17 protein-coding genes are annotated in these 18,909 nt (G+C 68.0%); 6 read left to right on the forward strand and 11 right to left on the reverse strand.

Annotation, left to right across the window (positions count from 1 at the left end; all coding sequences use genetic code 11):
- Window positions 1-30: 30 nt before the first annotated feature.
- Both LZC94_33295 and mce read right to left on the reverse strand, forming a co-directional pair.
- On the reverse strand, window positions 31-1,113 hold the full coding sequence (locus LZC94_33295; protein ID WXB12714.1) for a PEGA domain-containing protein: 1,083 nt from the start codon (window positions 1,111-1,113) through the stop codon (window positions 31-33).
- A 110-nt stretch (window positions 1,114-1,223) separates the two neighbouring features.
- Window positions 1,224-1,631 (reverse strand): methylmalonyl-CoA epimerase, encoded by a 408-nt coding sequence (gene mce, locus LZC94_33300; protein WXB12715.1) that lies wholly within the window; start codon window positions 1,629-1,631, stop codon window positions 1,224-1,226.
- Window positions 1,632-1,877: 246 nt separating this feature from the next.
- Here mce and LZC94_33305 point away from each other — a divergent pair, with 246 nt between their 5' ends.
- The 5 genes from LZC94_33305 to LZC94_33325 are packed head-to-tail and all read left to right on the forward strand — an operon-like array spanning window position 1,878 to window position 7,661.
- The gene (locus LZC94_33305; GenBank protein ID WXB12716.1) at window positions 1,878-2,492 is read left to right on the forward strand and encodes a hypothetical protein; all 615 of its coding nucleotides are present in this window, start codon (window positions 1,878-1,880) and stop codon (window positions 2,490-2,492) included.
- Window positions 2,493-2,529: 37 nt separating this feature from the next.
- Window positions 2,530-5,220 (forward strand): 1-acyl-sn-glycerol-3-phosphate acyltransferase, encoded by a 2,691-nt coding sequence (locus LZC94_33310; protein ID WXB12717.1) that lies wholly within the window; start codon window positions 2,530-2,532, stop codon window positions 5,218-5,220.
- A 32-nt stretch (window positions 5,221-5,252) separates the two neighbouring features.
- Window positions 5,253-6,164 carry a penicillin-insensitive murein endopeptidase gene (locus tag LZC94_33315; protein WXB12718.1) on the forward strand — a complete coding sequence of 304 codons (912 nt, stop codon included), beginning with the start codon at window positions 5,253-5,255 and terminating at the stop codon, window positions 6,162-6,164.
- Window positions 6,161-7,075: a site-specific DNA-methyltransferase gene (locus tag LZC94_33320; protein WXB12719.1), complete on the forward strand. Its 915-nt coding sequence runs from the start codon at window positions 6,161-6,163 to the stop codon at window positions 7,073-7,075. Before LZC94_33315 ends, LZC94_33320 begins: the two co-directional genes overlap by 4 nt.
- Entirely contained in the window at window positions 7,068-7,661 is a 594-nt protein-coding gene (locus tag LZC94_33325; protein ID WXB12720.1) for a bifunctional precorrin-2 dehydrogenase/sirohydrochlorin ferrochelatase, read from the forward strand. Before LZC94_33320 ends, LZC94_33325 begins: the two co-directional genes overlap by 8 nt.
- On the opposite strand, the gene LZC94_33330 is transcribed toward LZC94_33325, so the two are convergent.
- From LZC94_33330 to LZC94_33360, 7 genes are all read right to left on the reverse strand, one after another.
- Entirely contained in the window at window positions 7,618-8,985 is a 1,368-nt protein-coding gene (locus LZC94_33330) for an ATP-binding protein (GenBank protein WXB12721.1), read from the reverse strand. The genes LZC94_33325 and LZC94_33330 overlap by 44 nt on opposite strands.
- A gap of 8 nt (window positions 8,986-8,993) precedes the next feature.
- On the reverse strand, window positions 8,994-10,496 hold the full coding sequence (locus tag LZC94_33335; GenBank protein ID WXB12722.1) for a sigma-54 dependent transcriptional regulator: 1,503 nt from the start codon (window positions 10,494-10,496) through the stop codon (window positions 8,994-8,996).
- Window positions 10,497-10,507: 11 nt separating this feature from the next.
- Window positions 10,508-11,785, reverse strand: coding sequence for an FtsX-like permease family protein (locus tag LZC94_33340; GenBank protein ID WXB12723.1), 1,278 nt, complete (start codon window positions 11,783-11,785; stop codon window positions 10,508-10,510).
- 18 nt (window positions 11,786-11,803) lie between these two features.
- The gene (locus LZC94_33345) at window positions 11,804-13,123 is read right to left on the reverse strand and encodes an ABC transporter permease (GenBank protein WXB12724.1); all 1,320 of its coding nucleotides are present in this window, start codon (window positions 13,121-13,123) and stop codon (window positions 11,804-11,806) included.
- Window positions 13,124-13,127: 4 nt separating this feature from the next.
- The gene (locus LZC94_33350; GenBank protein ID WXB20282.1) at window positions 13,128-13,841 is read right to left on the reverse strand and encodes an ABC transporter ATP-binding protein; all 714 of its coding nucleotides are present in this window, start codon (window positions 13,839-13,841) and stop codon (window positions 13,128-13,130) included.
- Between the two features lie 21 nt (window positions 13,842-13,862).
- The gene (locus LZC94_33355) at window positions 13,863-15,119 is read right to left on the reverse strand and encodes an efflux RND transporter periplasmic adaptor subunit (GenBank protein WXB12725.1); all 1,257 of its coding nucleotides are present in this window, start codon (window positions 15,117-15,119) and stop codon (window positions 13,863-13,865) included.
- A gap of 184 nt (window positions 15,120-15,303) precedes the next feature.
- Window positions 15,304-15,588: a hypothetical protein gene (locus LZC94_33360; protein WXB12726.1), complete on the reverse strand. Its 285-nt coding sequence runs from the start codon at window positions 15,586-15,588 to the stop codon at window positions 15,304-15,306.
- An 878-nt stretch (window positions 15,589-16,466) separates the two neighbouring features.
- On the opposite strand from LZC94_33360, the gene LZC94_33365 reads away from it, so the two are divergent.
- Entirely contained in the window at window positions 16,467-17,114 is a 648-nt protein-coding gene (locus tag LZC94_33365; protein ID WXB12727.1) for a hypothetical protein, read from the forward strand.
- Window positions 17,115-17,251: 137 nt separating this feature from the next.
- Here the strand turns inward: LZC94_33365 and LZC94_33370 are convergent, their stop codons facing one another.
- Together LZC94_33370 and cobA are read right to left on the reverse strand one after the other, a co-directional pair.
- Window positions 17,252-18,016, reverse strand: a complete 765-nt coding sequence (locus tag LZC94_33370; protein WXB12728.1) for a methyltransferase domain-containing protein — start codon at window positions 18,014-18,016, stop codon at window positions 17,252-17,254.
- A gap of 19 nt (window positions 18,017-18,035) precedes the next feature.
- A complete protein-coding gene (cobA, locus tag LZC94_33375; GenBank protein ID WXB12729.1) occupies window positions 18,036-18,899 on the reverse strand; it encodes a uroporphyrinogen-III C-methyltransferase in 864 nt (287 codons plus the stop codon).
- Between the last annotated feature and the right edge of the window lie 10 nt (window positions 18,900-18,909).

The raw sequence follows: 18,909 nt of genomic DNA on the forward strand, positions 1-18,909 counted from the left end.
TCGGTCGTCCTCGAGAGCTCGTGGAGTCGATCAGAAGCGAATCAGCGCGCCAGCGCCGCCGCCGTGGGTGGTGACGATCGGCGCCGGCCGGATCGTGACGGGCACCGGCTTGGGCGCCGAAGCCACGTTCTTGTTCGGCGCGGCCTTGGCGGCCTTGGCTGCCGGCTCGTCGGCGCTGAAGAACAAAACGGCGCTGGTGATGCCCAACGTGATGGCCACGCCAATGGCCATGTCCGCGATGAGCGCGTGGTTCTCGCCATCGTCCGCCTTGGCGGCCGTAGGGTTCTTATCGAAGTCGCTCTTGTCGCTGAGCGCCATGATGCCGAACACCGTGCCCACGCCCGCCGCGGCCAGCGCCACGCCGCCCGTAACGAAGGCGGGGACCTTGCTGCGCGGCGCCGGGGGCGGCGTTTCGGGGGCCGCCGGCGGCGGAGGCTCGGCCGCGGGGACCGGCGCGGCCACCGGCGGCGGCGCAGCGGCTTCCAGCTCCACCTTCACGTTTTGCTTCGACGCGAAGGTCACGTCGACCTCTTTGTCCTGGGCTACGAACCCATCGGCCGCGACATGGATCGCGTGCTTGCCGGGCGCGAGCTCCAGATCCGCCGGCGCGGGCGAGGCCGTGGGCGCGCCGTCCACCGTGATCTTGGCGGCTGCCGGCGCGGCCTCCACGTGCACCTTGCCCGGCATCGCCTTGATTTCGGAGACGCGCTTGGTGGCCTCCTCGCCTTCCTTCTTCATGTTGGCCGGCACCTCCGACAGGAAGCGCTCGTACGCCGCCACCGCCTCCGGATACTGGCCCAACTTGTCCTGCGATAGCGCGATGTAGTGCGCGCCCTGCGGCGTCGGCTTGAGCGAGTCGGACGTCTGGAACGCGCTCAGCGCGCCCGCAAAGTCGCCCGCCTTGAACTTCGTCTCGCCCGCCTGGAAATTTTTCTTCGCCTCGGCGGCGACGGCGGCCGGGCTGGTCGGCCCTGCGCCGGCTTGCGGCTGCGCGGGAGCCGGTTTCGCCTGCTGCGCGTGCGCCACGCCTAGCCCCGCCGGCCCCACCAGCGTGAGTGCGCCGGCGAGAGCGCCGATGCCAAACCATCGCCGATGCCGGACGGTTCGTTCCACTCCTCTTGTCTGCGCGTTCATTGGCCTCATGTGCGTTTCACTCTCCCGGGGTCCTAGAGCACCGAATCGCCGCCAACTTACACAAGCTCCGCCGGTAGCCCTAGTGACATTTACTCGGGCTCGACAAGTTCCACGAGTACGCCACCTGTCGCCCGTGGGTGTACGAACGCCACCTTGTGCCCGCGCGCCCCCCGGCGGGGTGCCTCATCGATCAGCGGGACCCCGATCCCCTTGAGAAAGGCCAGCGCCTGCTCGATCCCCTCGACCTCGACCGCCACATGGTGCAGCCCCGGCCCGCGCTTCTCGAGGAACTTCGCCAGGCCCTCGTTGCCCCGGGGGCTGATGAGCTCCAGGTTCGACTCCCCGAGGGGCAAGAGGCAGGCTTCCGTCTTTTGCGACTCCACCACCTCGCGCTGCTCGGGGACCAGCCCCAAAACCTCCCGATACTTCGCGGCCGCCTCGTCGATATCCGCGACGCAGATGGCCACATGGTCGATTTTCTTGACGGTGAAGGACACGGCTCCCTGCTTTCCCTTTCGCGCGCGCGCCAGACCTTTCCCTGTCACGCGCGCCCGAAGCCTATCCCGAACCGCCACCCCACGCGAGCCCCGCGCGACCCGCTTTCGCCGCGGCCAGGGCTCGTCTATCGTGGCGCCAAGCTCCATCCGAATCACCCCGAAATCCCACGAATCCCGAATGACGAGGAAAGTCGGCCCTTGGCCAATTGCGACGGGCCATCCTCGCTACGAGCTCCGGAGGCTACAATGATCGTTTCGCTTGTTCGCTCGCGCTGGACGAAAGCATCCGCCATGGTCGTCATGCTCGCCTGCGCCGAGGGGTGTGGCTCGAGCCTCGCCCAACCTTTCGATAAAATGGAGCAGGCGCCGATCACGTCCTTCCGCCTTCAGAACTTCGAGCCCCCCACCGCGGGACCGGCCACCGCCCCGACCGGTTTCCAGCTCCCCCCGCAGATTCAATCGTGGGTGACCGCCGGCGCCGCGCTGCTGCCGCCGGGGCTCCTCCCGCCGGGCCTGCTCCCGGGCTCCGCCGCCCCGCCGCCGCAGCAGAACGTCCCGCGCTTCCACGACTTCCGCATCCTCGGCTCGATGAACATCGGCACCAAGAAGCTGCACGACGAGCTTCTCAGCATCTTCGGCACCGAGAAGAACTTCGACATGCCGCGCGAAAATTGTATGTACGCCGAGTTTGGCGTGTCCATCGGCCAGATGAACCAGCCGCCGGCCGACATCCTGGTCTCGCTCTCGTGCAACCAGGTTCGAACGTTCGGCTTCGCCTGGCCCTTCGGCGCCAAGGTGGGCCTCACCCCCGACGCCTCGAAGCGCATCGTCGAGGTCATGAAGAAGACCTTCGGCGGCTGATCGCCCTCGCTGAACCGCGTAAGGAGAAGAGTCCATCTTGAGTGATCGCCCGCTGGTTGCCTACGAGCCCAACGCCGTACTGGGCTGGCTGTACCACCGCTTCTTCGAGCACATCCAAGTGGACGAAGCGTGGGCGGCAGCGGTGCGCGAAGCCGATCGGCGCGGCACGGTCGTTTACGTGCTGCGCAACCTGTCCTTCTTGGACTTCCTCGCGCTCGATCATCTCATCAAGCGGCTGCACCTCCCCCAGGTTCGCTTCGCCAACGATCTCGGGCTCTGGGTGCTCGAGCCCATGGGCCGCGGCTGGCTCAGCGCCATCGGCCGCACCGGCGCCCGCAAAGACGAGGACGACGCGCAAGATCTCCGGCGCGTGATCCGCGACGGCTCCTCGGCGGCCCTCTTCCTCAAGCGCCCCCCGTCGCTCCTCGGCCCCTCGCTCTCGCGAGGCAGCGGCCGCGGGCGCATCGAAGGCGACACGTACGTGCGCACGCTCTTCGAGATGCAGCGCCAGACCGAGCGCCCCATCCTGCTCGTCCCGCAGGTCTTCGTCTGGTCGAAGCAGCCCGACGCCGCCCAGCGCAACCTGGTCGACACCCTCCTCGGCCCCCGCGAGTGGCCGGGCAAGGTCCGCACGGTCGCGCAGTTCTTGGCCAACTACCGCAACGTCACCTTGCGCGCGGGCGAGCCGGTCGACGTCAAGGCGTTCCTCGCCAGCGAGCAATCGGAGAACGGACATGCGGCCTCCGACGACGTGCTCGTTCGCCGCATCACGTACACCTTGCTCCGCCGCCTCGAGCGCGAGCGGCGCGCGGTCATCGGCCCCACCAAGAAGCCGGCCGATCGCATGCGCGAAGAGGTGGTGCGCAGCCCCAAGCTGAAAAAGGTCATCTACGACATGGCCGGCCAGGGCGAGGCCGAGCGGCAGGTGCTCACCTTCCGCGCCATGTCCCTTTTGCGCGAGATGGAGGCCGACCTCGACATGGGGACCATCGCCGCCCTCGACGTCACCGTCGAGCAGCTGGTGCTCCGCATGTTCGGCGGGCTCGAGGTGGATCAACCGGGCATCGAGCGCCTGCGCAAGGCCATGCGCGACGGCACGGTGGTCCTTTTGCCCAGCCACAAGTCGCATATCGATTACATCGTATTGGCGTACGTCCTCTATTCGCATCACCTGCAGCTGCCCATCATCGCGGCCGGCGAGAACCTCAACTTCTTCCCCATCGGCCCCGTCCTCCGCCGCGCGGGCGCCTTCTTCATCCGCCGCAACTTCAAGGGCGATCGCCTCTACAGCGCGGTGGTCGACGCGTACATCCGCCGCTTGATCATCGACGGCTTCTCCCTCGAGTTCTTCATCGAGGGCGGCCGCTCCCGCAGCGGGAAGCTCCTGCCGCCCAAGCTCGGCCTCCTCTCGTTGGCCGTCGACGCCGCCCTCGGCGTGCGCCCCCGGCCCATCTTCTTCTGCCCCATCTCCATCGGCTACGAGCGCGTCCCCGAAGAGAAGTCGTACGTGCACGAGCTCTCGGGCGGCGAGAAGCAAAAAGAGGACATGCGCGGCCTGCTCGGATCGCTCGACATCCTGGTGCAGCGCTTCGGGCGCATCAGCGTGCAGTTCGGCGAGCCGCTCTCCCTCGAGACGGTGCTCCGCGAGGACGAAGAGCACCACCGCCACAAAGGAAATGGCGGCAACGGCAGCAACGGCGGCCCGCCGTCCACCCGCGGCAACGGCGGCGCCCTCAGCCCCGCGCGCCGCCGCGGCATCGTCACGCGCCTCGCTTACCGCGTGATGAACGAGATCAACCGGGTGACCGCGGTCACCGCCGGCTCCTTGGTCGCCACCGCCCTCCTCACGCACGACAAGCGCGGCATGTCGCAGCCGGAGCTCATCGAGGGGTGCCGCCGCCTAGCGCGCATCCTGCACAGCTTCGGCGCGCGCTTCTCGGCCCAGCTCGAGCCCTCGCACGACAAAGAGCCCATCTCGGAGGAGGCCATCCGCGAAGCGTGCGCGCTCTTCGTCCGCGCCGGCCATGTCACCGTGCGCCTCCCGGGGCGCGACGTGCACCCCGACGAGCAAGTGGGCCTCGCCCGCCACGGCAGCGACACCATCTTCGTGGTCCCGGACGACGCGCGCCTCTCCCTCGATCTGGCGAAGAACATCGTGGTCCACTTCTTCGTCTCGCGCGCCATGGTGGCCACCGCGCTCTTGGGCGGACCGCCCAGCCGCGAGGGGCTCAAGCAGCGCGTCCTGTCGCTCTCGAAGCTGTTCAAGTACGAGTTCCAGTTCCGCGCGGACGCCACCTTCGACCAGATCTTCGATGAAACGTTGGCCGAAATGATCGCGGACGGCGAGCTGGCCAGCGAGGGCACCTTCGTGCGCTTCGGCAGCGAAGAAGGGCGCAGGCGGGTGATGCTCTACAAGAGCGTCGTGAAAAATTTCGTCGAGGGCTACCGGGTCGCCGCCCGCGGCCTCACGGCGCTGCTCAAGACGTCGCTCGCGCCCAAGGATCTCACCCGCCGCGCCATCGCCATCGGCGAGCGGCTCTACCTCGCGGGCGAGATCGAGCGACGCGAGGCCATCAGCGCGCCGCTCATGGAAAACGCCTTCGCGTCGTTCGTCGACCAGGGGTATCTCACCCGGGTGGACGGGAAACTCAAGCTCGCCGAGTCCTATGCCACGGCCGATGCCGTTCGCACCGTGGAGGCAAGGATCGCCGGCTTCCTCGAGTCGTGATCGCGCCGTGCTACAGTGAAGGGGTGCTCGACGTGACCTCTCGCCGCCCTGGCCATCTCTCGGGCGCCGCGCGGGCCGCGCCTCTCACGTTTGCCACGCGGGCCGCGCCCTCCACGTTCGCGACGTATGCCGCGCTGGCCCTGTTGGCCGCGCTCGTTCTTCTCGGCTCTCTCGGCTGCGGCCGCGCACCCTCGCCGCTCTATCCGGCGCTCGAAGGGAGCATCGGCATGCCCCACCGCGGCGTGCTCACGGGCGCGGTGGAGATCCCCGCCAAAGGCCACGGCTACGAGTTCCTGCGCGACAACGGCCGCCACTACGCCACCAAGCGCTTCGCCTCGGCCATGCTCCGCGCGGTCGCGCGCGTGGAGAAGGAGCGGCCGGGCGCCGTCTTGGTGTTCGGCGATCTGTCGAGGTCCACCGGCGGGCAGATCCTGCCGCACTTCTCCCACCGCAGCGGGCGAGACGCCGATCTTCTGCTCTACGCCACCACCTTGGGCGGAGCCCCCGTACGCACGCCGGGCTTCATCCACTACGGCGCCGACGGCCTGGCCTACGACAAAAAGCGAAACCGCTTCTTGCGCTTCGACGTCGCCCGGCAATGGGTCCTCTTCAAGGCGCTGCTCGAAGATCCGGACGCGCACATTCAATGGATCTTCGTCCACCGCTACATCCGGGCGCGCATCCTGGAGTGGGCGCGCGCCATCGGCGAGCCGGCGGAGCTCGTGGGCCGCGCCTTCGAGGTGATGGGCGAGCCCCACCCGGGCGGCCCGCACGACGATCACGCGCACATCCGCACGGCGTGCACCCTCGAGGAGACCTTCCAAGGCTGCGAGCCCTTTGGCCCCATCCGCCCCTGGCTGGTGCCCAGGGACACCGGAAGACCACTCGCACCCAGCCCCAGCCCCGTCAGCGATGCCGACCTGATCGCCGAGCTCACCCGATGATCGCCTGCGAGACCTCGGCCCCCGTGCTGCTGGTGCACGGGGACGCCATCGACATCGGAGACCACGTCGCGTCCGGGAGCGCCGACCTCGCCTACCTCGATCCACCGTTCACCGTCGGCATGACCTTCCGCGCGCGCGCCACCGAAGGGGCACCGAGCCGCGAGTCGGGCGAGGTCGCCTACCACGACCGCTGGGACTCGCTGGACGCCTACCTCGCGTGGCTCGAGGCGCGGCTCGATCGGGTGCGCGAGGCCCTCTCGCTCCAGGGCACCTTGTGGCTCCACTTGGACCAGCGCGCGGTGCACGAGGCCAAGGTCGCGTGCGATCGCGTCTTCGGCCGCGCCGGGTTTTTGGGGGAGATCATCTGGGTCCCCGGAAACGGAAGCAAAAAGCGGCGCGGCCCCGGCATGAGCCACCAGACGATCCTGCTCTACACCCGCGGCAAGGACTTCGTCTGGAACACGAGCGACCCCGCGCTGCGCGCGCCCTTCGCCCCCACGAGCCTTTCCATGCATTTTACACGCACTGACGAAGACGGCCGTTTTTTCCGCGAGCGCACCTTGGGCGGCAAGACCTACCGCTACTACGCGGACCAAGGCCGCGCCATCGGCAGCGTGTGGAGCGACTGCCCCGCCATGGTGGCCAACACCCCGCTCCGCAAAGAGAGCACGGGCTACCCCACGCAAAAGCCGCTGAAGCTCCTCGACCGCATCGTGCGGGCGTCGAGCAACCCGGGCTCCTTGGTGCTCGATCCCTTCTGCGGCTCCGGCACCACCTTGCACGCGGCCGTCGCGCTGGGCCGGCGCGCCATCGGCTTCGACGTCGGCGAGCTGGCCATCGCCACCACGCGCCAGAGGCTCGCGGACGCGAACATCGACGTCTCCTTCGCCGACGGGCGCCGCCATGGCTGAGCGCCCGCTCTACCCGCTGTTTCTCCACCTCGAAGGGCGCGACGTGCTCGTGGTCGGCGCGGGCTCGGTGGCGGAGAAGAAGGTCGAAGACCTCCTGACGGCGCGAGCCCGGGTGCGCGTGGTGGCCCCGCGCGCGACGGATCGCATCCGCGCCCTCGCCGGCGCAGGGACCCTCGAGTGGAGCGCCCGCGCCTTCACCGCCTCCGACGTGCTCGGCTCCTGGCTGGTCGTCTCGGCCACCGGGAGCCGCGCGGTCGCCAAGCGCGTCTTCGAGGAGGCCGAGCAGCGGCACGTCTTCGTGCTCGCCGTCGACGATCCCAAGCGCGGCTCGGCCATCTCCAGCTCCGTGGTGCGGCGCGATCCCTTCGTGGTCGCCATCTCGTCCTCGGGCAACGCGCCGGCCCTCACCCGCCTCCTGCGCGAGCTCATCGAGCAGATCCTGCCGGAGGAGCACTGGATCCGGGCGGCCCGCGATCTGCGCTCGCTCTGGCGCAAAGAGCAGGTCCCCATGGGATCGCGCTTCTCGGAGCTGGTGCGCGCCTTCAAGGATCGCGCGACGAAGAAGGCTCCTTCCGGCGAGAAATAGGCTCTACGCTGCCGCGCCCCGGCAAGCGAAAGGTGGCCGTGAGCCCTCCCCCGGGGCGATTCTCGAGCCGCAGCCGCCCGCCGTGCGCCTCGATGATCTCGTTGCTGAGCGCGAGCCCCACCCCGGTGCCCGTGGGCTTCGACGTATAGAACGGGAGGTGCGCCTGCGCGAGGGCCGCCGTGTCCATCCCGCGCCCGCGATCGAACACGCGCACCACGGCGCCCTCGTCCGGCGCCGTATCGACGTTCACCGCGATGTCGTCGGGCGAGCTCCCGGACTCGCGCGCGTTCTTGAGCAAATTGATGAGCACTTGCTGGACCAGCATCGGATCGAAGAACCCGGCGACCCGCGGCAGCGGCCCCTCCACGCGAAAGGCCCCCAGCCGCTGCACCTCGGCGAGGAACGGCTCCCACGGCACCTCCTGCCTCTTGGGCCGCGGCACCTTGGCGATCTTCGCGTAGCCATCGAGGAACACGGCCAGGTGCTTCACCCGCTCCTCGACCGCCTCGAAGATCTCGTCCAGCTTCCCCAGGTGCTCCGGGCGGCCGAGCACCAGACGCGCCGAGTGCACCAGCGACTGAATGGGCGCCAGCGAGTTGTTCAGCTCGTGGTTCACGATGCGAATGGCGTTCTTCCACACCTCCACCTCGCGCCGGCGAAGCTCCGGTGTGAGCCGCTCCACCGTGTACAAAGTGTGCATCTGCGCGTTGATCTGAAAGGTGCGCCGCGTGCTTCGAAACGTCTCGTCGCCGTTCTCGTCCGGCGATTTGAAGAGCACATCGTCGTCTACCGCCAGCCCGTCGCGCATCGCCGGAGGGCACGCGCGCAGGATGTCGTCCCAGCGCTGGCCCTCCAGCCGCTTGCCGGCGCCCAAGAACTCGCGCGCCGTGCGGTTCGAGAACACCACGCGCCCGTTCCCCGTGGCCAGCACCGTCGCCACCGGTGCCCCCTGCAGCAACGTGTCGAGCAGGAGCTCCCGCTGGAACACATCGCGCCGCTCCTCGCGCATCACGTCGGCCAGCTTGTTGTACAGCTCGAGCAGCTCGCCAATCTCGTCATTTCGATTGGCGAAGAGCCGCAAGCTGTAGTCGGACGCCTGGAAGCCCCGCACACCGTCGGTCAGCGCGAGCAGCGCGTGCCGGGCCGAGGCCGTCGCCTGCCCCAGCGCGATGGCCGTAAACGCACCACCGACGACGAGCGACACGGTCAAGACGAAGACGGGCGCCCACTGCAACTTGGTCGCAAAGAACGCGACCAGCGCCGTCACCGCCACCCCGCTCAGGGCCAGCGCCATCAACCGCGCCGAGAGGCTCGTTCGCTTCACCCGCGCGCTCACGTTTTGGGACGCCGCTCCAGGACGATCCCGAGCCGCTGCATGCGCCGGTAGAGCGCCTGGCGGCTGACCCCCAGCCGCGCGGCCACCCGCGAGATCATGCCGTCGCACTCGCGCAAGAGGAGCTCGAGCTCCTTTCGTTCCTGGTTGTCGCTGGAGGAGCTCGAAAAGCCGGGAGCGCTCGAAACGCCGGGCGAGCTCGACGAGCCGGGGGCGCCCGGCGCGTTCGCAACGTGAAACGCACCGGCAGAGCCCGGCGCGCTCCCGCCATCGCCCGATTCGCCCGCCGCCACTCCTGCCATTTCGGCGCGCCCGAGCCCGAGATCCTCCGGCGTGATCTCGGCGCCCGTCGCCACGATGCTCGCGCGCTGGATGCGATTCATCAGCTCGCGCACATTCCCGGGCCACGAATACTCGCGGAGCACGGCGCGGGCGGCGGCCGAGAGCGGCTTGTTCGCGGCGCTGGCGTTGCGCGCGAGGAACTCGGACGCGAGCGGCAACACGTCCTCCGGGCGAGCGCGCAGCGCCGGCACCTCGATCTCGATGACATTGAGGCGAAAGAACAGATCCTCGCGAAACGCCCCCTTGCCGATGGCCGCTTGCAAGTCGGCGTTGGTGGCCGCCAGGATGCGCACGTCCACCTTGCGCGTCTCGCTCGAACCGAGCCGCTCGAACTCGCCGCGCTGCACGGCGCGCAGGAGCTTCATCTGCCCCGCCGCCGACAGGTTCCCAATCTCGTCCAAGAACAGCGTACCGCCGTGCGCGGCCTCGAACCGGCCGATGCGCCGCTTCGTCGACCCCGTGTACGCGCCCGACTCCGCCCCGAAGAGCTCCGCCTCCAGCAGATCGTCGGGCAGCGCCCCCGCGTTCACCTTCACGAAGGGCGCCGTCTTCCGCCGCGAGTTGGCGTGCAAAATCTCCGCGATCATCTCCTTGCCCGCGCCATTGGGCCCCGTGATCAGCACGGGCACGTCGGCCGACGCCACCTGGCACGCCAGGGACACCACCCGGTGCATGATCGCGCTCTCGTACACCAGCCCCGCGAGCTCGAACTTGCGCCCCAGCTCCCCTTTGGCCGACGTCTTCTCGTGTTTGAGCCGCTCGTTCTCCAGCGCGAGCTCGCGCATGCGCAAAAGGTTGCGGACGCTGGTCAGGAGCTTGGTGTCGTCCCACGGTTTGGCGAGGTAGTCGGCCGCACCGGACTTCACCATCTCCACCGCCGTCTCCAAGGACGACCAGGCGGTCATGGCGAGCACCGGCAGATCGGGATCGATGGCCCGCAGCCGCCGAAAGAGCGCGAGCCCCTCCTCGCCCGACACGGCGCCCGCGCTGAAGTTCATGTCTTGAATGACCACCCCCACGTCCTCCGCCTCCACCAGCTCGATCGCCGCCGCCGGGCTGGAGACGACGGCCACCGCGATGTCGTTCACCTCCAGGAGAAACTGCAACGCCTTGGCGACCGCAGGTTGATCTTCGACGACGAGCACACGCAGAGCCGACATGCTCCCCATGATCAGATATTTCGCGTGGCCACGGCAGGCGAAATGCGGGCACCGCGCAGCGCCGGCGCGATGGCCGAGCCGAGCCCCACGCTCCAGAGCAGAATCATGCTCAGCACCAAGAGCGGCACGTTCAGCTTGGCCCCCGCGAACACGGACACGACGATGACATTGAGCCCCATGGCCAGCCCGAACCCGAGGACGAGGCCCAGGGTGGTCAGAAGCCAATTCTCGGCCAAGAAGTACCGCAGGATGTCGCCGGTGGTGGCCCCCAGCGCGCGGCGCGTGCCGATCTGCCGCGTGCGCTCGGTGACCGAGAACGTGGTGAGCCCGGCGATCCCGAGCGCCGTCACCAAGACCAGCAGCGCGATCACGACCCCCATCAACGTGGTCACCAGCCGCTGGGGACCGAAGTGCGTGGTTCGCACCTCGGGGATGCGCTCCACCTTGATCTGCCGGGGCTCTCCGGGACGAGCCAGCCGCTCCTCCAGATCGCGCGCCACCAGGACCGCTTGCCCGGGCTCGGTGCGCACCAGGGCCCGGAACCCGCGCCCGTACGACTCGTCGCGGTCGGCGTAGAACATCACGTGCTCGTTGCTCCGGGCGTCGCTCGCCAGCCCTGGCTTGTAGAAGCGATCCACCACGCCGACCACGTGAAAGAGGGTCCCCGCCTCGTCATCGAGCCACCGCCCGACATAAGGGCCGTCGCCGAACGCGTGCTTGGCGAACGCCTGCGAGATGACCACGTCTTGCTCGAAGGACGTGAGCGGCTTACCGCGCGCGTCGTGCTCGTGCTGGGTGGCGTTGAAGACCTTCGCGCGCTGGGTGTCGCGATCGACGTCCTCGCGCGAAAACTCACGGCCTTCGACCAGGTTTATGCCCAGGGTCTCCGTGAGACCTTCCCCGGTCGGGTAGCTCTGCACGGTGAGCTGCTCCATCGTGGACTCCGCGGGCCGAACGCCGGTGGTCGTCAGGTTCGGGCCCCAGGGCGTGAAGAACGTCTCCAGCATCGCGTGCACCCCGGGGGTCGCGCGCACGGCCTCCCGATCCCGGCGGAGCATGTCGGCGAGCGATTCGTCCTTTCGCATCGCCGAGTCCAGCGGGCGCGCGGTGACGATCAAGAGGTTCTCGTCGTCGAAGCCCGATGGCTGGCTTATCTCGCGCCGCGCCTTCAAGATCATGGCCGCGCAGTTGGCCACCACGGCCAAGGTGAGCGCGATCTCCACCACGATGAGCCCGAACTTGACCTTGTTGCGCAGCATCGCGCGAAAAATGGGACCTAATTCTTCCATGGTTTGACGTGCGCCCGTTTACTGGAGTTTGAGGTACGTCGAAGGCGATAAGCGGCATACGCGGTAGGCGGGATAGAGCCCCGCCATCAAACCGGCGGCCAGCGAGGCGACCACGGCGAAGAGCAGCATCGTCCAATCCATCTGGAACACGTCGCTGCGCGAATACATCGATTTGACGTAGTTGTTGACCCCGAAGAGCGCGAGCCACGCGGCCACGAAGCCGACCGCACCGCCCGCGAGCGCCACCACCTCGCACTCCAAGAGGTGCAGCACGAAGATATCCCAGCGGCGCGCCCCCAGCGCGCGTCGCACGCCGATCTGCGGTGCCCGCGCCAAGAACTTCGCCATGAGCAGCCCCATGAGGTTCAGCGCGCACACCGAGAGAAAGAGGATGGCCACGATCATCATCGCGGTGGTCTCCGGCGGAACCGCGCCGCGATCCACCATCCACTCGAGCAGCGGGGTCACCCGATTGTCGAGCGGCCTTTGGAAGCGCCCCACCTTCTTCTGGCTCATCGTGTACGCATCGACGAAATCCTTGTACTCTGCAACTTTAGCGGCCGTGGGGAGCTCGACCCACATTTGCAGCCAGGTCTTCTCGCCCTGAAGGTACTCCGCCTCGTACCCCGGCCCCGCCGCCGGCTTCCAATTGGCCTGGCTTCCCGAGCTCTGGATTTGCATGGGGCCGACCAGATTGAACGGGATGAACAGCGCCTCGGGGGTCCCCGGCGCCCGGCGCGACACCAAATCGTAAAAGAGGACCGAAGGCGACCACCGCGCGAGCACGCCGACCACGCGAAAGTCGCGATCCTCGATGCGCAGCACCTTCCCCACGCTGTTCCCGCCGCCAAAGACCCGGTCGTTGAGATCCTTGCTCAAGACCACCACCGGATCGCGCGCCTCATCGGCTTTGCGATCCCACCCCGAGCCGTACTCGAACGGCACGTCGAACATGGTGAAGAAGTCGCCGAAGCACAATCGGGTCGGCTCTCTGCTCGGGTGCGCCTTGCCCGGCTCGGGGATCACGTTCAGCTCCGCGCGGGTCATGACCGACTGCCGAACGGGGATGCTCGAGCGCATGATCCCCATCGCATCCATGTACGTGACCTGCGAGGGAACCGGCTCGAAGTTCGGGTGCGCCGGATCCCAGCTATCCATCCGAACGTAATAAAGAACCCCCGACTTGCTCGGGATCGGATCTTTGGCGAACGAGTGCCGGATGGCCGAAAACACCGTGGCCACCGCCACCCCTAGCGCGATCCCCGCCACCACCAAGAGCGCGTGCCCGGGCCGCTGGCGCAAGCTCCGGCCGACCAATTTGAGATGGTAGTCGAGCATGGCCCTACGCCGTCGCCGCCGCGAGCGCGGGATCGGACGGGCGGACCAAGCTGGGCACCTGCTCCACCTCCACCACCCGGCCATCGAGGATATGAATCTGCCGGTGCGCGCGCATGGCGCACTCGGCGCCGTGGGTGACCATGACGATGGTGGTGCCCCGCTCGTTGGCCTGCTCGAGCAAATCGAGGATCTCGCGGGTCATGAGGGAGTCGAGGTTCCCCGTCGGCTCGTCGGCCAAAATGAGCCTGGGATCGCCGGCGAGCACCCGGGCGATGGCCACGCGCTGCTGCTGCCCGCCCGAGAGCTGCGAGGGCAAATGGTGCATGCGCGACGCGAGGCCCACCTGCTCGAGCGCCCGCTCGATGCGGTCTTTGCGCTCGGCGCGCGGCAGGCGGCGGTAGCGCAGAGGCACATCGACGTTGTCGAACACGTCGAGGTCGGGGATCAAGTTGAAGCTCTGGAAGATGAACCCAATCTTCTCGTTGCGAATGCGCGACATCTCCGAGTCCGAGAGGCGGCTCACGTCCCGCCCGTCGAGCTCGTATTTTCCCTCGCTGAAGGTGTCGAGCAGCCCCGCCACGTTGAGGAACGACGTCTTGCCCGATCCCGAGGGGCCCATGACGGCGACGAACTCGCCCGCCCGAACGTGCAAGGTCAAATCGGAGATGGCGTGCGTCTCCACGAGATCGGTTCGATATACCTTCTTCACGTGTTTCATCCGAAGCATCGTCTCGCTCTCCTATTCACGAATGAGGACCGTCTCGGCGCCTTGAAAGAGCGTCGTATCCGAGACGATGATACGCTCGCCGAGGGCGAGCCCGCTCACGACCTCGACCTCGCCCACGCTCACGGCCCCGAGCTGCACGGGCCGCCGTACGGCCACGCCACCTTGAACCACGTAAACGTGCCGCCCTCCGCCGCTCTCCAGGAACGGACCGCGCGGTACTTTGCGAACTCCATCGTGCCGGTCGAAGATCAAGCGCGTCTGCAGCCGCTCGCTCTGCCGCAACCCGGTGGGCGCGTCGCCATCGAACACCACGGTCGCCCGCACCTGGCCGTCCTTGACCTGCGGTGAGACCGCCGTGGCGTGCCCGGCGAACGGCTTGCCTTGGTGCATGATCTCGGCGCGCGTGCCCATGGCCACGTCGGTCGCGTAATTTTCGGGGAAATCCAGCTCGATCTCGAAGGCCGTGAGGTTCACGATCGACAGCAGCGCCTGGCCTTTGTTGACGGCGTCGCGATCTTGCACGCTGACCTGCGCCACCATTCCATCGAAGGGCGCGGTCACCGTCAGATCGTCGACCTGTCGCGCCACGTCGCTCGCGATGGATTGCTGCCGCTCGAGCAAGAGCTTTCGATTGTGCACCTCGAAGGCGAGCGTCTCCTGTTCGAGCACGGTGGTCTCGCTGGCGTTCTTCAACTCGAGCGCCGCGATCTCCGCGTCGTCTTGGGCCTTCTCGAAGGTGCTGACATTGATGAGCCCCTCGTCGTGCAGGGTGGTGGCCCGGCGCAGGGCGCGCTTCGAGGTCTCGAGCCGCAGGGTGAGCAGCGAAATCGTTTGCTTCGCCTTCACCGCCGCCTGCCGCGCGGCAATTTCGTGGCGGGAGAGCTCGGCCTGCAGGGAGCCCGTCGTCGCCCGCTCCTGCGCCAATCGGCTGGTGAGCTCGGGGCTCTCGATGCGGCAGAGCGGCTGCCCCTTCTTCACCTCCGTTCCGGCGCGCACCAGCAGCGCCGCCGTCCCTTGCACGGGGCTGTACAAAGTCGGGTGGAGCGCGGCGACCACCCTGCCCTGCACCGACACGTCGCGCTCCAAATCACCGCGCACCACCTCGCCCATGCGAAGGAGCGAGGCATCGACCACCCGCTCCGCGCGTGCCCACCGCCGCACCATCGGCATGGCCAGCGCCACGCTCGCGGCGAGCGCGATGGCCAGCGCCGCCCAGAGCGCGCGCTTCCGCCGCCACGTGCGCATCGCCGGCTCAATCGGCCGATCCATCGTCGATGTGGGCCGAATCACCTTAGGTCCTTTCGCATCGCCGTCCGCTTCAGCAACCGATGTGCCAGCCAGCCATCGTGCACCGCGAGGCTTGGACACCGATGTTTTGCGCGCGGCGCAGGGTTCATCCGCGGACAGGTGTCCGAAGGCCGGACATCTGTCCACTCCGCTCGATGCTCGACGATCATGGACCGAGTCCCGAGCGAAGGGAGACGCGACACCGAAGCGCGGGGGACGAGGATGCCGAGCACGATGCCTCGAGCTCCAAGCCGCCGAAGGAGGCGCCCTCCACGCGCAGGTGCAGCAGGTCGTGGGCGCGATCCTCCCCCGCCCACTCCCTCACGAGCGGCATCGCCAGCGCGAGGCTCCCCGCGAACACCACGAACAGGGCCGCCGCGAGCTCGTGCTTTTGCCGAGGAGGCTGCGGCGGGCGCGCCATCGCGCCATGGGGCTTCGTCTCTCGCATCATGAGCGGACCTCTCGCATCGCGTCTCGCGTCGCGTCTTGCATCGCATCGGGTCAGCAACCGACATGCCGCGGGGCGCCGGGCGGGTTTACCGCGGGAATCGCCCCGCGATGGCGACGGATGCGAACGGACACCGCCGATGCGACGGACACGTGTCCGGAGGCGCTGGAGCACATGTCCTCGTTTCGGGGTCCATCGCTGCGAAACCGATGAGATAGGCCTGCAGGTTCTCGGCTCGCGCGGGAGGAGATCTCCCGGCGTCACCGTGCGGGAAGATCGCGACCGACTGCCTCGAGAAAGCGCATGGCACGATCGGGCTCACGCTCTCCTTCGTAGGTCGGTATCTCGACGTCCGGACGAATTCCGGCAACTTCGTTGCTGCCATCGGCGCGCAGGCGAACGCAATTGGGGATTCGATAGCGTAGTTTCGCGTGCGGCAACGTGTCCGTGCGAGCTCACGAAGTCGCAATTGTAGGTTCGACAGCGCCAGCTGCATCACGCGATGGTCGAGATCGTTCTGGCATTCACGATTGCACGCGCCAGCCTCCCTCGCGTGCGCCATTTCGCTCCACGCCTGCTCGCGCTCGGCGACGAAGTCCGCGCGGCGAAAGGACGGGTGCTCTTGGCGCCTGACTCGTCCCGAGCTTGCCCTCAGGGCACGGCGAGCACCACGGCCCCCGCCGCCATGTGCACGGGCGTTCGCAGCGACCGGCACCCTGGGATCGAATTGCTCCCAGATCGACCCGATCACTCCAACGCGATGGACCTTGGCGCCAAAAGTCGCCCTCGTCGAGGGCCGCGGGAAGAAAGCCATGATCACGCTCGTAAGCTCACGATGCGGATGGGAACGGCGAATCGTCGGCGTCCGCAGGAGAGCGACAATGCTATTTTGGTCGGACAAAGCCGAGTCGAACGGGCCCAAGGTCGAAGCCAAGGTGCGCAAGGAGTTCGGAGTGCAAGCGCCCATTCCTTATCAAGTCGAGATTCATGGCCAATTCCGCCCACAATCGCTCGGTCAATTCGCCGGGGACATCGCAGGAGACGCCATCTTCGAAATATTCGGCGCGGGAGGTGTGAAGCCGCTCTACACATTCGACTTCCGCGTCCAAACATCGCGGCCGTGCAACCTCAAAGTGCCGGTGATCAAAGCAGGGAACGCCATCGTGCTCGGCTCGCTCGTCTACGCGACACCGCTCGCAAAACCCATTTTCGGCGAAATCGTCCTCGAAGACGAGAAGGTATTCGGCAACTCCAAATTCGTAGGCGACCCCGCGGCGTCCGAAAAGCTCAACGCCAACAAAGACCTCGTCAAACGCGTCAACAAATTCGCCCGCGCCGAATACAAAATGAGCAATCAAACCATCAAAGCCAAACGCATCGTCCGCATCTCCTCGCACGCCAGCCCGCAAGGCCCCATGTCGGTCCTCACCATCACCACCCAGCCCCGCGCCACCTGGTTTGGAATGGGCTCGTCCTTCGACGCGCAGGAGTTCCTCGCCATCGCCGGCACCGTCGAGCAGCTGCTCTGAGGATCGGCGCTGGCCCGCGCTACGGAAGCGGGAGCTCGTTCAACGACGTGTCGAACGCCGCAGGGAGATCGCGTCCCCTGCCGAAATCACGAGATGAGGGAGGCCGCTTGCCGCGCGAGGATCCGCGGCACGGGCCGTCAACGCCCGGATGGCTTCACCGCCACCACGCGCAAGCGACGGTAGTCGGCGAACCAATGGCCGTCGCGGTGCAGCGCCGGGCGCAGCGCGTGGCTCAACTCGGCGAGGAACGCATCGACGTCGGGCACGTCGGTGAGCCAGTGGTGTCCGAACATGCGCACCCAGGTCGCGAGGCCATCGTCGCCTTCGAGCTGGGTCGGTCGATCGAAGAGCCACGCCTGCCGAACCTCGAGGCCGGCGCGCTCGAGCACCGCGGCGTATTGTCCGACCGTCGGGAAATACCAGGGCGACCGCACCGGTGGGAGGCCGCGCGCCCCGCGCAACGCCTCGACACCTCCGCCAATGGTGGCCGTGTTGCCGCTGCCCCCGAGCTCCGCCACGAAACGGCCGCCGGGTCTTAGCGCGGCGTGGATCGAGCGGGCGGCGAGGTCGGCGTCGGGAACCCAGTGCAGCACGGCGTTGCTGACGACCGCGTCGAACTCGCCCGCGACGTCGAGCGAACGCGCGTCGCCCACGCGGAACACGTGGGCGGGGTGGTCGGGGAATTTCTGGCGGGCGCGCGCGAGCATCTCGGCGCTCGCGTCGACCCCGAGCGCGTCGATGCCGCGCGCCCGAAGGGCCGCCACGTGATCGCCCGTGCCGCACCCGAGATCGAGCACGCGCTCGCCCGGCTGCGCCGCCAGGAGCTCGAACAAGTCCGCGCCGTACGATGCCACGAAGGCGTGCTTGCCGTCGTACAGCTCGGCGTTCCAAACGAGTCCCATCGCCTCGATCCTAAGGCGACTAGCCCGCCCCGTCGATGCCCCCCGCGGTGCGCCCGAGCGCTTCGCCTTCGTTCTCGTCCTCGCCCAAGCCCTCGACCGACTCGGGGCTCGCCACCGCGCACGCCACCACCTCGCCCACGATCACCAACGCCGGGGCCTCGAGCTTCGCGTCCTCCACGCGCTCGGCCAGATCCGCGATGGTACCGAACACGGCCCGCTCGTTGGGGAGGGTGGCCGACGCGATCGCCACCGCAGGTGTCGACGGCGCGCGCCCTCGCGCCACCAGCTCCGATAGCCTTTCGCGGAGCTTCCCCAATCCCATGTAGAATACAAGCGTTCCGTCGGTGGGGAGGTAGCTCGGCAAGGTCGCCTCGCCCTCGGGGGTGGCCGCGTGGGCGGTGGCCAAGGTCACCGAAGACGAGACTTGACGGTGCGTGAGCGGAACGTGCAGGCGCGCGGCGGCGCCGAGGGCGGCCGAGATGCCTGGAACGATCGCGAAGGGGATGCGCGCAGCAAAGAGCTCCTCCGCCTCCTCGCCGCCGCGCCCGAAGACGAAGGGATCGCCGCCCTTCACGCGAACGACCTCGCGCCCTTCGAGCGCCAGCTCGAGGACCCGTGGATGGATCTTGGCCTCGTGATGCCGGCATCCGCGCGCGCGCCGGCCCACCGGGATCCGCTCGGCCTCGGGCGGCGCCAGATCGAGGATGGCCTGCGAGACCAGCTCGTCGTACGCGAGCACCTCGGCCTGGGCGATCAGGCGGTGGGCCCGCACGGTCAAGAGCTCCGGATCACCGGGGCCTGCGCCGACCAGCCACACTTTGCCGCGCTGCATCCTTCGAACGCCGAAGGTGCTCTCGTTGAGCTTATCGGGCTTCCTGCTCATGGTTCTTTCG

It is taken from the genome of Sorangiineae bacterium MSr11954, from assembly GCA_037157815.1.
GTDB classification, from domain to species: domain Bacteria; phylum Myxococcota_A; class Polyangia; order Polyangiales; family Polyangiaceae; genus Pendulispora; species Pendulispora albinea.